Source organism: Segatella copri (assembly GCF_003465495.1).
GTDB lineage: Bacteria > Bacteroidota > Bacteroidia > Bacteroidales > Bacteroidaceae > Prevotella > Prevotella copri_G.
The window spans coordinates 26971-42170 of record NZ_QSAV01000024.1 but is presented as its reverse complement, the minus strand read 5'-3'; the positions used below and the strand labels follow the sequence as shown (position 1 = coordinate 42170).

The following is a 15200-nucleotide window of genomic DNA, read 5'->3' as shown; positions in this document are numbered from 1 at the left end:
CATACAGATAACATTTGCGCACAAAGATACGGGAATTTTCTCGTATCTTTGCCGCAGATTTTTAAATTTTCCTTTAAACGTATAAAATGAGACTAACTAAAACATTATTGATTTCAGCAGTGCTGCTGATGAGTGCCACAGGCATGCAGGCAGCCGGTTTCAACCAGAATGGTAATTATCTCACTGTTCAGTTGAAGCAACACCAGAATTTTGGTCCTAGTCAGATTCGCCTCCAGGTGGTGAGCGATAAGATTATCCGTGTTCAGGCTACAGCCGAACAGAGTTTCCGTAATAAACAGAGTCTGATAATAGTGCCTCAAAACAGCAAGGCAAAGTATAAGGTGGAAGAGCAGGGAGACAATCTCATCATTACCACTGCAGCTATGCGTGCTGTCATGAACGAGGCTACGGGTCAGATTACCTTCTATGACCTGAAAGACAATGTCCTTCTCAACGAGGTTGCTCAGGGCGGAAAAACTTTCAAGCCGTTCACTGTGCCTGACCGTGAAATCGGTGTAGACATTGCCAAGGTTCCTGAAGCACAGAAGCACGGATGGTCATGGCGTGCGCTCTTCAACTCTCCTGATAACGAAGCGTTCTATGGTCTTGGTCAGCATCAGAGTGAGGAACTCAACATGAAGGGTAAGAACGAAGACCTCTTCCAGTATAATACCAAGGTGAGTGTGCCTTTCGTCATCTCTAATAAAAACTACGGCATCCTCTGGGATTCTTATTCTTATTGCCGTTGGGGTAATCCGGAAGATTATCTCCAGCTCAACCGTGCCTTCAAACTCTATGATAAAGATGGAAAGGAAGGTCAGCTGACAGGTACTTATGTAGACAAGAACGGTAAGAAGATTGTTCGAGGCGAAGATAGCATTTACTTTGAGTATGCAATGCCTGAGGCTTCTGAGATTTGCAACAAGACAGATAAGGGTGGTATTCAGAACCTGCCAAAGGGCTTCGCGCTGAATGGTTCCAAGGTGGTTTACGAGGGTTATGTAGAGGCTCCAACCAACAGCTTCTATCAGTTTATCCTCTATTATGCCGGTTACATGAAGATTTATATCGATGGCAAACTGGTAGTTCCTGAGCGCTGGCGTACAGCCTGGAATCCGAACTCTTATAAGTTTGAAACTCCTATCAAGAAGGGTGTAAAGACTCCTATCCGTATCGAGTGGCAGCCAGATGGTGATGTTTCCTACTGCGGACTTCGCGTAGCAGCTCCTCGTTCTGAGGCAGAGAAGAACCAGTTGAGCATCTGGAGTGAAATGTCGCCGGATATGGATTATTATTTCATTGCCGGTCAGAATCTCGATGAGGTGATTTCCGGTTACCGTACGCTTACCGGCAAGGCTTCGCTTTATCCTAAGTGGACCCTCGGTTTCTGGCAGAGCCGTGAGCGCTATCAGAGCAGCAAGGACATCGAGGACAACCTGAAGAAGTTCCGCGACCTGCATATTCCTGTAGACAATATCGTTCAGGACTGGAACTACTGGAAACTGGATTCATGGGGAAGTCATGAGTTTGAGGCTGCCCGCTATCCAAACCCACAGGCGATGCTCGACAGCGTACATGCGATGAATGGCCGCTTCATGATTTCCGTATGGCCTAAGTTCTATGATACGGTCAAGAATTATAAGGAACTCGACAGCAAGGGCTGGATGTATCATCAGGCTATCAAGGATGATATTCACGACTGGCTCGGCTTCCGCGGTTCATTCTATGATGCATATTCTGATGGCGCCCGCAAGATGTTCTGGCGCCAGATGGACGAGAATCTTTATACCAAGTATAAGTTCGGAGTCGATGCCTGGTGGATGGATGCATCAGAACCAAACGTTCGTGACTGTACCCCGATGTGGTACCGCAAGGCCCTTTCAGGTCCTACTGCCCTCGGTACATCTACCGAATATTTCAATGCTTACAGCATCGTGAATGCTGATGCTATCTATAACGGACAGCGCAGTGTGAACCCTAACCAGCGTGTCTTCCTCCTGACCCGTTCCGGTTTTGCCGGTGAGCAGCGCTACAGTACGGCTACCTGGTCTGGTGACATTGCTACCCGTTGGGAAGATATGCGTGCCCAAATGACAGCCGGTTTGAACTATTCTATGGCAGGTCTGCCTTTCTGGGGAATGGACCAGGGCGGTTTCTGTGTAGAGAACCGCTATGTGGCTGCCCAGCAGGAGTTCGATAAGACCGGTAAGGAAAATGCTGACTTGAAGGAATGGCGCGAGTTGCAGGCGCGTTGGAACCAGTTCGGTTGCTTCGTACCTCTTTATCGTACTCATGGCCAGTGGCCTACCCGTGAGGTCTGGAACATTGCTCCGGCAGATCATCCTGCTTATAAAACCATCGTTGCATACGATAAACTCCGTTACCGTCTGATGCCTTACCTCTACAGTATGGCGGGTATGGTTCATTTCAAGGACTATACCATGATGCGTGGTTTGGTAATGGACTTCAACGGCGATGACAATGTTTACGACATCAAAGACCAGTGGATGTTCGGTCCTGCTCTCATGGCTTGTCCTGTAGGCGAGTATCAGAAGTACAGCCGCAATGTTTATCTTCCTAAGCAGAAGGGCTGGTATGATTTCTATACAGGTAAGCACTATGCCGGTGGACAGACAATCGTAGCTGATGCGCCTTTCGATAAGATTCCTGTCTTTGTTCCAGAGGGTTCTATTCTTCCTGTGGGTCCAGAGATGGAGTGGAGCGATCAGAAGAAGGCTGAGCTCATCGACCTCTATGTCTATGCAGGCAAGGACGGTTCTTATACACTCTATGAGGATGAGGGAACCAACTACAACTACGAGAAGGGTAAGTATGCTATGATAGACTTCAAGTATAATGATGCTCAGAAGACCATTACTATCGCTGCCCGTAAGGGTGCTTTTGATGGTATGCTCCAGAAGCGTCGCTTCAATATCGTACTTGTTAGTGATAACAACCAGCAGGGTATCAGCCTCGCCAAGGCGCCTAAGGGCAAGATGGTGAAGTATGCTGGTAAGGCAGTTACTGTAAAACTGAAGTAATATGAAGAAGATATTTGCTTTAGCAATCTTTCTATTGGGCGCTCAGTCGTTGAGCGCCCGTGATCGCCAGTCTTTTGATAAAGGCTGGCTTTTCACTTTAGCAGATAGTGCCGGAATGTCGAAATCTGATTATTCAGACCGGCATTGGCGAAGTTTGATTCTTCCTCACGATTGGGCGATAGAGGGCGATTTCTCTCCTTCGAATCCTTCGGGATCCGGTGGTGGTGCATTGCCGGGTGGCATCGGATGGTACCGTAAGCACTTCTCGGTAAATCCGAAGGAAAAGTATGACCGCTTTACCATCACCTTTGATGGGGTATATATGAATTCTACCGTGTATATCAATGGTCATAAACTCGGAACCCGCCCTTATGGATACAGTACATTCGAGTATGATCTTACACCTTATATTAATAAGAAGGGTGATAATGTCATTGCTGTGAAGGTAGACAACAGCGACCAGCCTAACAGCCGCTGGTATTCCGGTTGCGGTATTTACCGCCATGTTTGGCTCACCAAAACCATGAAATCTGCTTATATTCCTCAATGGGGACAGTATGTGGTAACTTCTCCACAGGGTGATGTCAGGGTGAAAGTGGATTTCGCTGCTTCCGGTAATAAGATGAAACTCTCTGTCCGTAACACCATCTATGATGCTGCAGGAAAGATCGTAGCCAAGAGTCAGGGTGTTCAGGAACAGAAACTCAAGGTGAAGAATCCGCATCTCTGGGACATCGGAAAGGGATATCTCTATACAGTCAAGAGCGAGCTGTTAGTAAATGGGAAGGTAGTGGATGTTGCTACGACAACTGCCGGTTTCCGTGATGTGAAGTTTGATGCAAAGAAGGGTTTCTTCCTCAATGGCAAGAATCTCAAGATTAATGGTGTCTGTGAGCATCATGATTTCGGTTGCCTGGGTGCTGCCGTCAATGAAGATGCGATGCACCGTAAGCTTACCATCCTTCGCGATATGGGCGTGAACGCTATCCGAAGCAGTCATAATCCTCCGGCACCAGAACTCCTGAACATGTGCGATTCGATGGGTTTCCTCGTGATGGACGAGAGTTTCGACATGTGGCGCCGCAAGAAATCGAATGGCGATTATGCCCGTTTCTTCGATGAATGGCATAAGAAAGATCTGTCAGATCTCATCAAGCGCGACCGTAACCATCCAAGTATCATTATGTGGAGTATCGGTAATGAGGTTCTCGAACAATGGTCGGATGCGGCTGCTGATACGCTCAGTCTGGAGCAGGCTAACCTGATTCTGAATGCCGGTCATGATGCTTCAACTTTGGCACATAGCGATGAACTGAGTGTCAATTCGCTTCTTACCCAGCATCTTGCAAAAATCGTGAAGGAGTATGATCCTTGGGGCTATCGCCCTGTTACTGCTGGCTGCAATGAGCCCGACCCGAAGAATCACCTCTTTAAGAGTGGGGCTATTGATGTTATAGGTTTCAATTATCACCATCAATGGGTGAAGGATGTGCCAAAGAATTTCCCTGGCAAGCCTTTCATTCTGTCGGAGAGTGTTTCTGCCTTGCAGACTCGTGGCTACTATATGATGCCTAGCGACAGCATTTATACTGCGCCAAAGGAATGGTGGTTGCCTTATACCGATCCATCGTTTATGTGTTCGGCTTATGATAATTTCCACGCATCATGGAGTAGTACCCACGAAGAAACCTGGGATGTGGTGAAGCACAACGACTTTGTGGGCGGACAGTTTATCTGGACCGGTTTCGATTATATCGGTGAACCTACTCCTTATGCTTATCCTGCCCGTAGCAGTTATTTTGGCATTATCGATTTGGCGGGTCTTCCAAAAGACAGCTATTATATGTATCAGAGTGAGTGGACTCAGAAAGATGTACTTCATCTCTTCCCTCATTGGAACTGGCTGCCGGGACAGACCATCGACATGTGGTGTTATTATAATCATGCCGATGAGGTAGAACTTTTTATCAATGGCAAGAGTCAGGGTATCCGTAAGAAGACTGTCTATGGTGCTAAGAACGAAGGCGATGCTTTCAGAAAGAGTACTGAATATCATGTGATGTGGCGAGTAAACTTTGAACCGGGAGAAGTGAAGGTTGTAGCCAGAAAGAATGGTAAAGTTCTTAGAGAGCAGGTCATAAAGACTGCAGGAGCTCCTCATCATCTTGTGTTGAAGAAGACCTATCAGGGCTGTCAGGCTTTTGGCTCTTCAGAACCGACCACCTTTATCGAGGTGAATGTAGTAGATAAAGATGGCAATCTCTGTCCGAACGCAGATAACCAGATCTTCTTCTCTGTTTCTGGTGAACAGGGTGCAAGTGGTCATGGTTTCCTGAAAACGCCAAAGATTTTGGGAACAGATAACGGTTGTCAGACTTCTTTGGAGCGTTTCACCGACTCACATCGCAAGGCTTTCTTCGGAAAATGTGTCGTTGTGATAAAAGGAAAGGGAACCCTCAAGGCACAGGCAGTAGACTTAAAGGATGCTTCTGTAGCTCTGTGATTATAGTAATATTCTGAAAATCAAAACATTAAGGATTTATATTGCGAAGAAGAGGATGTGTCATAAGTTTATGATTCACCCTCTTCTTGTCGTTGGTAAATATGGGTTATGTTGCTGGAAGAGATAGGATATGTTGCTGAAAGAGATAGGGTATGTTGTTGAAAGAGATAGAATATGTTGTTGAAAGAGATAGGATATGTTGTTGAGACAGTCAGTATCTTCGGTCGCACAACAGCTGTTGTGCGCTTGCATAACAGCTGATATGCGCATGCACAACACCTGTTGTGCATGCGGTAGTCAACTGTTATACACCAACTATTATCCTGATTTATGACACACCCTCTTTTTTCGCTCTTAAAAACGAAAAAGGTTTTGAAGCATTGGGACCCAAGGGATTTGGGTATCTCTATTATACTAGTAATAGAAATTTAGCTTCAAAACCTGCGGCAAAGATACATCTTTTTTTCGAATAAAAAAACTTTTTCGAATAAAAAATATAAAAAACTTGCTCTTATCAAAAAATATACGTAACTTTGTAAACGATAAGGCATCAAACCCAATCTGCAATCATGAAAAAGTAATCTTTGTAGAATTTCCTCACGATGCTGGAGCATGAAAGAAATAACAATAATAAAACAATAAACAAAAAATAGTATAATGAAAATTCAAATAGAACAGGCTACGCCTGACAAGGCTTCGCATATCGCATCGCTTATCATGGAGGCGATGAATGCGCAGTGTTGCCAAAATTTTGCTGGTCCTCAGCATACATTGGTTGATTTTCACCGTATGATGACTAAACTTGTAGAGATGGAGGACAGTCAGTATAGTTATAAGAATACATTGGTTGCTATGTCTACTGATGGCATTCTTGTTGGCATCTTGGTTGCATACGATGGTGCTGACGTCAAAAGATTACGTAAGCGCTTTATTGAGGCTGCAATCGTGGCTTTTGGAATAGACTATTCGGCTATGGAGCTTGAAACAGAGGAAGGTGAGTTCTATTTGGATAGTTTGGCAGTTTCTAACCAATACCGTGGAAAAGGTATTGCATCTAAACTGTTGGATGCTGCTATCTCTCGCGCAAGAGAATTAGGACTTCCTGCTGTAGGTTTGCTTTGTGATAAAGGCAATCCGAAAGCGGAGCGTCTCTATACGAAGGTTGGTTTCCAATATGTCAATGATACCACTTGGGGTGGTCATGCAATGAAACATCTGCAGTATAAATTGTAATCTGATAGGGCAAACTGTGCAAACGTTTGCCCAATAAAAAGTATAGAAATCAACAGAAAATGTGCTGTTTATTGCTCAAACGGTAGTATCTTTGCACCATAAGTTCATAACGAATAGGTTTTTTGGTTTTTAGAAAAGATATTTTATTAGTTTTTGTTGATTTAATAATAAAAGCTCGGTCTGCAGTGATGCAATGCCGAGCTTTTGTATTTTTACTCCCTTTCAGGGTATTTTCTTTCTGTGTCTTTTATTCTAATTCCTCTATTTCTTTTTCGTCCATGTCTTTATCTAACTGGTCTCTCCACAGATACTTTCTGGTTTCATGCACTATGATACCACTCAGGCAGAGCAAGGAGATAAGGTTTGGTATCGCCATTAAAGCATTCATGCAGTCGGCAATGTTCCAAACCAGTCCCAGACTGATGACACTACCCAGGAAGATAGTAGCAATATAGACTATGCGGAAACAGAGCATCCACTTTTTGCCTTTCAGATATTCTACACACCGTTCTCCATAATAACTCCATCCCAATGTCGTACTGAATGCAAATGTTGCCAGTCCGATGGTCAATATCGGAGCTCCGATATATGGAATTTTACTGAAGGCAGCCTTGGTGAGTGCTGCTCCGTTATGATAGTCGATGTCTGGGTATGCTATGATACTTGAGGTGATGACAAGACCTGTAAGGGCACAGATGATGACAGTATCCCAAAAGGTACCGGTAGATGAAACCAATGCCTGACGCACAGGGTTACGGGTTTGGGCTGCTGCAGCAACGATGGGTGCCGAACCCAGACCACTTTCGTTAGAGAACAATCCGCGGGCTATACCATAGCGGGCTGCAATCATCACGGTACTTCCAGCGAAGCCGCCACCTGCAGCCTTTGTTGTGAATGCTGAGTCTAAGATTACGTGGATGGCAGGCAATAAATAAGCATGATTTACACAGAGAATGTAGATGCAGCCTAATACATAAAAGAGTGCCATGAAAGGTACCAGCATGCCGCAAACCTTGGCGATACTGTTCACGCCTCCAAGAATCACAGCTGCTCCTAAAGCCGTAACGATGGTTCCAGTAATGTATGGAGATATGCCGTATTGGTTTTCTACCAGGGTAGAGATGGCATTTGCCTGTACCGTGCTACCGATTCCGAATGATGCCAATGCGGCAAAGAGGGCGAACAGGACTGCAAGCCATTTCCAGCCCAATCCTTTTTCCAGGGCATACATAGGACCACCCAACATCGTGCCTCGCTTGGTCTTTACGCGATATTTTACGGCGAGTAATCCTTCGGCATATTTGGTAGAAATACCAAAGACACCGGTTAACCAGCACCAGAGTACGGCTCCTGGTCCGCCAAGAGCGATAGCTGTAGCCACACCGATGATGTTACCGGTACCAATTGTAGCTGCCAGTGCTGTTGCCAGTGCTCCGAACTGTGAAACATCTCCTGTGGCATTCTTGTCTTTCTTTACAGACAGTTTGATTGCCTTGAAAATCTTGCGTTGTGGAAAGCGCAAGCGGATGGTCAGAAAGATGTGGGTTCCCAACAGCAGGATAATCATAGGCCATCCCCAAAGGAATGAACTAAATGCGGTGAAAAAATCGTTTATTGCATCCATCTCTTAAAAATTTTATGTTTATCTTATATCTATATTTTTTATACCTGATAACGCAGTTACTTATGTGTTATAACCTTGTTATTTCTCAAATTCTATCTTCACGTTTTTGAATCCCATTGCTTTCAGCATCTCTCTAAACTGAGTCTTGGCATTCGCCTGTGCAGTATAGATATTGGTGCGGTTTAAGCAACGTTTCTTCATGGCTTGATAAGCACGCTCATACATAGCCTGTCTGTCGCTGCCTGTCCATTTGCCTTCTTCAAAGAAACTCTTGGTCTTCGCTTCGTCTATGAAGTTATGGTCCAGCAGTTTGATAGGAGGTAAAGTGCAAACGATGCTGTCCTGGCTGGCTTGTAGCCATCCTTTTTTTACATCCTTCATATCGATACCCAAGCGCAACGTTCCGTAATAGATACGTACCAGTTGGTCATCGCCCAAAAAGCCACGGCGTATAGTATCTATCAGTTCTTCATCACTTACAGATAGAAATTCCCATTGACCGATATTCTCGATGCTTTCTACCTGAGTGGGTGAGAGAGTTGTCTTATCTTCCTGTACCACGCTGACCTCGTTGTCTTTGGTGAGCCAATAGAAGGCTCCACCCAGAATAAGGATCAGTGCTAATAGTACGATGATTTGTATTCTTTTCATATCATTGTTCTCCTCGCTTAGTGATTCTTTTCAATAGTTGTCTTATCCAAAAGAGTCTTCAGATCGTTGAAAGTGAATTTCTTCCTGAAACTGATTTTGATATTCTCTTCAGCGAATCCCATGTCCTGTAGCATCGGAATCAGGGTGTTTGCTGCACTTTGGCGTGCCTGCTCAAGAATATCTAGGTTCGGGATATCGCGAATAATACTTTCCCTGCCTTGTTGTTCGAATTGTGACAGTTCTGCATCACTGTAGTTCTTTCTGGTGAGTGAAACGAATTGTCTTACTCCTTCGTGATTGATTTTACTGCTTGTGAGCATCACTTTGGGGTCTGGTAAGATGATTTCTATCTTGTCACCTTGTCGGTTAACGTTCTTAGCAGAGAATCCTGAAAAGTCTACATAAGCTTTTAATGTCGCATCCATCGGAATGGCCACCTTGCGGTTTGAGCCGGGAACATGAATGTTGAAGTCTTTCTTGAACAGTGAGCCCTTCAGATTGAGCTGGTCATCATGTGTTATAATCTTATGAACATGAGCTTCTGCTGTATATAAGCGATTGCATTTCTGTATCTGCATCACCATCACAGGTATTGTGTCGATGACTTGCTCCTTCTTTTCTGTTTGCTGATGCGAACATGAAATGAAGGCAAAAAATACAGAAATGATAAATATTAACCTCTTTTTCATACTAAATGTCTTTATTATGCTGCAAAGGTACGGCAAATTGTTCGAAAAACAAAACAAAATCGTTTTTTTTGATGTTCTTTTGCTAAGAAATGAAAAAAAAAAGCAGAAAAAGCACTTTTTTTATATCTTGATTAAACCTTTTCATTTTCTTTACGTCAAAGTTACGATTAGAATTCATAAACTGAACTTTTATTATATCGTGTAAGATTCAATAGGAAATTTATTAGTTAGTATTTAGGTATGTAGGGCGCCTGCTTGTGAAAGTAGACGCCTTTTTTGCATCTGATTTTGTGTAAGAATGTAGATTTCGGTTCTTTTCTTTGGCTATTTCAAAAGAAAAATGTACTTTTGCAGTAATAAAAAATAACGGAATGAAACGAATTGATTATATATTAATAGGTCTTTTGGCTATTTCTAGCTTGACGGCTTGTACAGAAAAGAAGAAGAGTAATATCATTATTGCTCCTAAACCGGTGGCTAAGGTTGTGAACAAAGCTACTCAGAAAATGAGTGATTATGAGCAGACCAGGGAGGCTGACTGGGTTGGTTCCCATTATAAAGTGGTGGTGAAGCGTAGTTCTGACAAGGAACTTCCGGTTCTCCAGTTGGACGAAAACACCAAGTATTATGATAACAGAATTTCGGTTAAGGTATTGAGAAGCGATGGTTCTGAATTCTTTAGCCGTACTTTCACAAAGAAAGATTTCACATCCTATATTGACAAACATACACAGGACATGGGTGCTTTGCTTGGTATTGTGTATGTGAAAGCAGAAGGTGATTATCTTTACTTCGCAGCAAGTGTAGGATCGCCTGATGTTACCAGCGATGAATATGTACCTCTGGTACTTAAGATTTCCCGAATGGGTAGTATCGCTATATCAAAAGATGAGAAGTTGGATACCAACGCTTCTGCTGAAGAGGAAGAAGATGGGGTATAAAGCGGTTCTTCCGTTAAATGTATGAGTATTTGCTTTGTTTAGTATACTATTAGTGTAATAGCTAATAGGTTAAATAGCCATATCTCTACGTTTTAATAGTTCCAATATCTAGAATTGTACGATTGCTTGCATATGCCGGCAACCTTGCGGGCAGCTGCCGACAACATTGCTGCCATATGCCAGCAACCCTGCTGGCGTTTGCCGACAATCAGATTTATCTGATTCTTTGAGCCAATAGATATGTTATCTCTGATGATATCATCTATGAGTTGAAGTACGATAAACAAGCGTTTCTTAGCTCTTTAAGATACTTATCACTATTTATTTCAGATACTTTTATTTATCAATGCATCTGACTGAAGAAACATAAAAAAACTCCTGAAGTTTGTTTCAAACAACTTCAGGAGTTTGATTATTATGTATTGACAGTTTATTTCAATAACTTTTTGTAGTCCTTATCAAATCCTTGAGGATGACGTCCGATGAAAAGAACATTGAGTAAGCAGTTAGCTGCCAGTTCTACATCATTGAGATCAGCGCCTTTGCCTTTTTTGATTTCCTTTCCCAGGCATACATCCCATGTGGACTGGAAACAGCTATCATTTGCTCCAACAAACATATCATTTGAGTCAGGATCTTCCATCAGTTCAAACTTGATAACCTTTTTGGATGTGATAGGTTGGATATTGCAAAGCATATCGAATGCTTTTTCAAAAATATCGCGATGCAACTGTGCATTTGGAAACATCACATTGACTGTTGGAAAAATTTCTTCAAATTCAAACGACTGCAATAGCTGGTAGAGTTTCATATGCTTATACCTTATTATATATATAACATTCAGTTTATCAACTCTCGTTGTGAAGACTAGAACTTAGCCATCTTGATAGCATCTATAGCACACTCATCACCCTTGTTACCCAACTTGCCGCCGCTACGATCCTTAGCCTGCTGCAGATCGTTGGTAGTCAAGAGACCATAGATAACAGGAATTTCCTGAGTGGCATTCAGACGGGCAATTCCGTAGGTAACACCCTCGCAGATGTAATCGAAGTGAGGAGTTTCACCACGTATCACACTACCTAAAATGATGACTGCATCATAGCCGCCATTCAAAACCATTTGATGGGCTCCATAGATAAGCTCAAAGCTGCCTGGAACAGTTTTTACATGGATATTCTCAGTGAGAGCTCCATGTTTTTCGAGTGTTTTTACTGCTCCGTCGAGCAAAGCGCCCGTTATCTCAGGATTCCATTCTGCTACAACGATACCAAAGCACATGTTGCTGGCGTCTGGTATTTTAGTAAAGTCGTATTCAGATAAATTATGAAGTGCTGTTGCCATATTGATTTCGAATTGTTATCAGTACAGATTAGTTAGAAGCGCGCTCGATGTACTTGTCGATTTCGCCACTCTGTACGAGCATAGCGTTAACATACTTCTTCTTAGCATCCTGATAAAGCTTCAAAGCTTCGTCTTTCTTACCCTGGCTTTCGAGAATCTCGCCTGCCTTGATAATGAATGTAGGAGAAAGACTGTTGTTTGTACCATCTTCGGCCTTGCTGTCAGCCATAGAAGCAGCCTTCTTGAAAGCATCTACAGCCTTGTCGAGCTGGTTGAGATGCGCATAAGCATCACCTAAGGCAGCTTCAGCAGCAGGACTGATCATCTGGTCGTCTTCTGAAGAGAAAGCTTCCAGACTCTTCTGAGCTTCTGCCCATTTGCCGAGGTTTGCATAGCAAAGACCTGCATAGAGGTTTGCCAGGTTACCTGCATCTGTGCTGCTGTATTCGTCAGCAATCTTAGTAAAACCTACATAGCCAGCGCCATCACCCTTCAATGCCTGCTCATACATCTGGTTAGCAAAGTAGGTCTGACCCTTAGCAAGCATAGTGCTAGCCTTGTCCTCACGAGGACCTGAGATCTGAGATACATAACCGAATACACCTGCAATAATAACAATGATAGCTACTACTGCAATGATAATTGCCTTCTTGTACTTCAAGAAGAAGGCCTCACGAATGTTTAGGCTCTCTGTTTCCTGAGCCTGTACGTTGTTGTTTGCCATTTTTATTTTGCTTTTTTATTATTCTATACTTTTTCGTTTCTGGTTTTGTGGCAATCTGTTCAATAGAAAGTTAGCTTTCAAATTGTGGAATGCCGCTAAACTTCTGCAAATTTACTCAATTTTATTCAATTATTGAAATTTCTAGCCTATTTTTTTTGTTTTTTCCTCTTTTTCTGCTAACTTTGCACTATAAAAGCAGAAAAGAGACTATGATTTTAAAGAATATTTCCATTATTAACTTTAAAAATATAAAGAGCGCCAATCTGGAGTTGTCGCCCAAAATCAATTGTCTGATAGGACATAATGGCATGGGAAAGACTAATTTCCTTGATGCCATCTACTATCTCTCTTTCTGTAGGAGTGCCTATAATTCTATCGATTCCCAGATTATTACTCATGATGAGCCTTTCTTTATGCTGGAGGGAAATTATGATAATGATAAGGGGGAGATAGAGAATGTTTACTGTGGCATGAAACGGGGTACCAAGAAGCATTTCAAGAGAAACAAGAAGGAGTATAAGCGTCTTTCGCAACATATTGGGCTTATCCCTCTGATTCTGGTTTCTCCATCTGATGTTTCTCTGATAGAAGGAGGAAGTGAAGAGCGCAGAAAACTGATGGATGTGGTCATCTCTCAGTATGATTACTCTTATATAGAGGCTTTGTCCAACTATAATAAGGCTTTGCAACAGAGAAATGCTTTGCTGAAAATGGAGGAGGAGCCTGATATTACGCTGCTGGAACTTTGGGAACAGCAGATGGCGAGTAATGGTGAATTGCTGTACCGGAAACGGCAGGCTTTCGTTGACGAACTGATTCCGCTGTTTCAGCAGATTTATCAGCAGATTTCGGGTGATAAGGAGCAAGTCCGTCTTCACTATGTTTCTCATTGTCAGAGAGGTCCTTTGCTGGATGTTATCCAGCGCGACCGGTTTAAGGATCGTGCTGTAGGGTATTCTCTGCATGGTGTTCACCGTGATGATCTGGAGTTTTTGCTGGGTGATTATCCGATGAAGAGAGAGGGAAGTCAGGGGCAGAACAAAACTTTCGTGATTGCCCTGAAACTGGCTCAATTTACTTTCCTGCAGCGCACGAGTTCCAATACGCTTCCTTTGCTCCTCTTAGATGATATTTTCGATAAGTTGGATGCACAGCGGGTTGAGGCTATTGTGAAACTGGTTGCCGGTGACCATTTCGGACAGATTTTTATCACGGATACGAACCGTGATCATTTGGATAAGATTCTCCAGAACATGCAGGGAGATCATACGATATTCTATGTAGAGAATGGGGAAATAATAAAGTAGAAAACTAAAAGGGTGTGTCATAAGTCCAGATAATGGCAGCAAGGTCGGGCTGAAAGCCCAAAAGCTCCTAGCCCAGGGCATCGCCCTGGGTATAATGGCAATCAGCAAGACGCCCTGTAAGGGCAAAAGCTTTGTATACTGCCAGGTATTTTAAAGCTTTTGCCCTTACAGGGCGACAAGTTTGCGTCTGTAATAACCCAGGGCGATGCCCTGGGCTAGGAGCTTCTGCCCTTTCAGGGCGTATTGGATGTGACTTATGACACACCCTCTTAAAATTTTAAGAATATGTTTAAAAGAAAAGTTAAGTCAATAGCAGAACTCTTGCCCGAATTTCTGAGAAAGGAAGGCTTGGAGACTCCTTTACAGCAGAAACGCCTGATAATGAGTTGGGATTCTGTAGTAGGGGAAAATATTGCTGCATATTGTGGTGATAAGTTTATCAAGAACCAGACTCTCTATGTAAAGATAGAGAATGCTGCATTGAGGGCTGATCTCACGATGAGCCGTGCTACTCTTGTAAACCGTTTGAATGAACAGGTTGGTGCACAGGTTATTGCGGATATACGCTTTTATTAATATTCCCCGCTCTATATACTCTATATGATTTCGTCCATGCATATATCTGTAGGTGTAACGGGAAGGAGTCCTTCCTCTGTTATCTTCTGGAAGTCGAAACAGATGCCTATTTTGTATGCATGCGGAATCTGGACAAGAAATCTGTCGTAATAGCCTTTTCCTCTTCCTAACCGGTTGCCTTTCATATCGAAACTCATACCTGGGATTACGGCAAGTTCTATCTCAGGATATTTCTCTTCCGGATAAATCCTGCCTTTCGGTTCAAGTATATGATAGGCTCCTTCCTTCAGGTCTTGAACTCCGGAATATTCTCTCAGTTCCATATTCGTATCGTCCAGTACAACGGGCAGTATCACCCGTTTTCCCCTGGAAACAAGTTGGTCTATATAATGATGGGTGTCCACTTCATCAGGAAGCGAATAGTACATCAGTATGGTTTGGGCATTCTGAAGATGCGGGTTGGAATCTAAACGTGATAATACAGAAAGCGACAGTTCCTCAAGTTGTCTTGAGGAATACTGTCGCTTTCTGTCTTTTATGATTTTTCTTAATTCTTTCTTGTCCATG

Annotated in this window: 13 protein-coding genes; 6 read left to right on the top strand and 7 right to left on the bottom strand. The window is 43.1% G+C overall.

Going from position 1 to position 15200, the window contains the following annotated elements:
- Window positions 1-86 precede the first annotated feature (86 nt).
- From DWV53_RS08660 to DWV53_RS08645, 3 genes are all read left to right on the top strand, one after another.
- On the top strand, window positions 87-3041 hold the full coding sequence (locus DWV53_RS08660; protein WP_118152978.1) for a TIM-barrel domain-containing protein: 2955 nt from the start codon (window positions 87-89) through the stop codon (window positions 3039-3041).
- Window position 3042: 1 nt separating this feature from the next.
- Window positions 3043-5544 carry a glycoside hydrolase family 2 TIM barrel-domain containing protein gene (locus DWV53_RS08655; RefSeq protein ID WP_118152976.1) on the top strand — a complete coding sequence of 834 codons (2502 nt, stop codon included), beginning with the start codon at window positions 3043-3045 and terminating at the stop codon, window positions 5542-5544.
- A gap of 657 nt (window positions 5545-6201) precedes the next feature.
- Complete coding sequence (locus DWV53_RS08645) at window positions 6202-6777, top strand: GNAT family N-acetyltransferase (protein ID WP_022120562.1); 576 nt, start codon at window positions 6202-6204, stop codon at window positions 6775-6777.
- A 247-nt stretch (window positions 6778-7024) separates the two neighbouring features.
- Here DWV53_RS08645 and DWV53_RS08640 read toward each other — a convergent pair whose 3' ends face one another.
- From DWV53_RS08640 to DWV53_RS08630, 3 genes are all read right to left on the bottom strand, one after another.
- On the bottom strand, window positions 7025-8401 hold the full coding sequence (locus DWV53_RS08640) for an alanine/glycine:cation symporter family protein (RefSeq protein ID WP_118152972.1): 1377 nt from the start codon (window positions 8399-8401) through the stop codon (window positions 7025-7027).
- A 78-nt stretch (window positions 8402-8479) separates the two neighbouring features.
- Window positions 8480-9052 (bottom strand): DUF4230 domain-containing protein, encoded by a 573-nt coding sequence (locus tag DWV53_RS08635; RefSeq protein ID WP_118081534.1) that lies wholly within the window; start codon window positions 9050-9052, stop codon window positions 8480-8482.
- Between the two features lie 17 nt (window positions 9053-9069).
- A complete protein-coding gene (locus DWV53_RS08630; RefSeq protein WP_118152970.1) occupies window positions 9070-9741 on the bottom strand; it encodes a DUF4230 domain-containing protein in 672 nt (223 codons plus the stop codon).
- Window positions 9742-10112: 371 nt separating this feature from the next.
- Between DWV53_RS08630 and DWV53_RS08620 the strand changes: the two genes are divergently transcribed.
- Window positions 10113-10682 carry a DUF4738 domain-containing protein gene (locus DWV53_RS08620; RefSeq protein WP_118152966.1) on the top strand — a complete coding sequence of 190 codons (570 nt, stop codon included), beginning with the start codon at window positions 10113-10115 and terminating at the stop codon, window positions 10680-10682.
- Between the two features lie 430 nt (window positions 10683-11112).
- Here the strand turns inward: DWV53_RS08620 and DWV53_RS08610 are convergent, their stop codons facing one another.
- The 3 genes from DWV53_RS08610 to DWV53_RS08600 are packed head-to-tail and all read right to left on the bottom strand — an operon-like array spanning window position 11113 to window position 12750.
- Complete coding sequence (locus DWV53_RS08610) at window positions 11113-11493, bottom strand: hypothetical protein (protein WP_117586697.1); 381 nt, start codon at window positions 11491-11493, stop codon at window positions 11113-11115.
- A 56-nt stretch (window positions 11494-11549) separates the two neighbouring features.
- Complete coding sequence (gene ribH / locus DWV53_RS08605; RefSeq protein ID WP_006846254.1) at window positions 11550-12026, bottom strand: 6,7-dimethyl-8-ribityllumazine synthase; 477 nt, start codon at window positions 12024-12026, stop codon at window positions 11550-11552.
- 28 nt (window positions 12027-12054) lie between these two features.
- The gene (locus DWV53_RS08600) at window positions 12055-12750 is read right to left on the bottom strand and encodes a tetratricopeptide repeat protein (RefSeq protein ID WP_118085965.1); all 696 of its coding nucleotides are present in this window, start codon (window positions 12748-12750) and stop codon (window positions 12055-12057) included.
- A 209-nt stretch (window positions 12751-12959) separates the two neighbouring features.
- Here DWV53_RS08600 and recF point away from each other — a divergent pair, with 209 nt between their 5' ends.
- The gene (gene recF / locus DWV53_RS08595; RefSeq protein ID WP_118152962.1) at window positions 12960-14057 is read left to right on the top strand and encodes a DNA replication/repair protein RecF; all 1098 of its coding nucleotides are present in this window, start codon (window positions 12960-12962) and stop codon (window positions 14055-14057) included.
- Window positions 14058-14342: 285 nt separating this feature from the next.
- Window positions 14343-14633 (top strand): DUF721 domain-containing protein, encoded by a 291-nt coding sequence (locus DWV53_RS08590; RefSeq protein ID WP_118152960.1) that lies wholly within the window; start codon window positions 14343-14345, stop codon window positions 14631-14633.
- Between the two features lie 20 nt (window positions 14634-14653).
- Here the strand turns inward: DWV53_RS08590 and DWV53_RS08585 are convergent, their stop codons facing one another.
- Complete coding sequence (locus tag DWV53_RS08585; protein ID WP_118152958.1) at window positions 14654-15199, bottom strand: 5-formyltetrahydrofolate cyclo-ligase; 546 nt, start codon at window positions 15197-15199, stop codon at window positions 14654-14656.
- Window position 15200 lies beyond the last annotated feature (1 nt).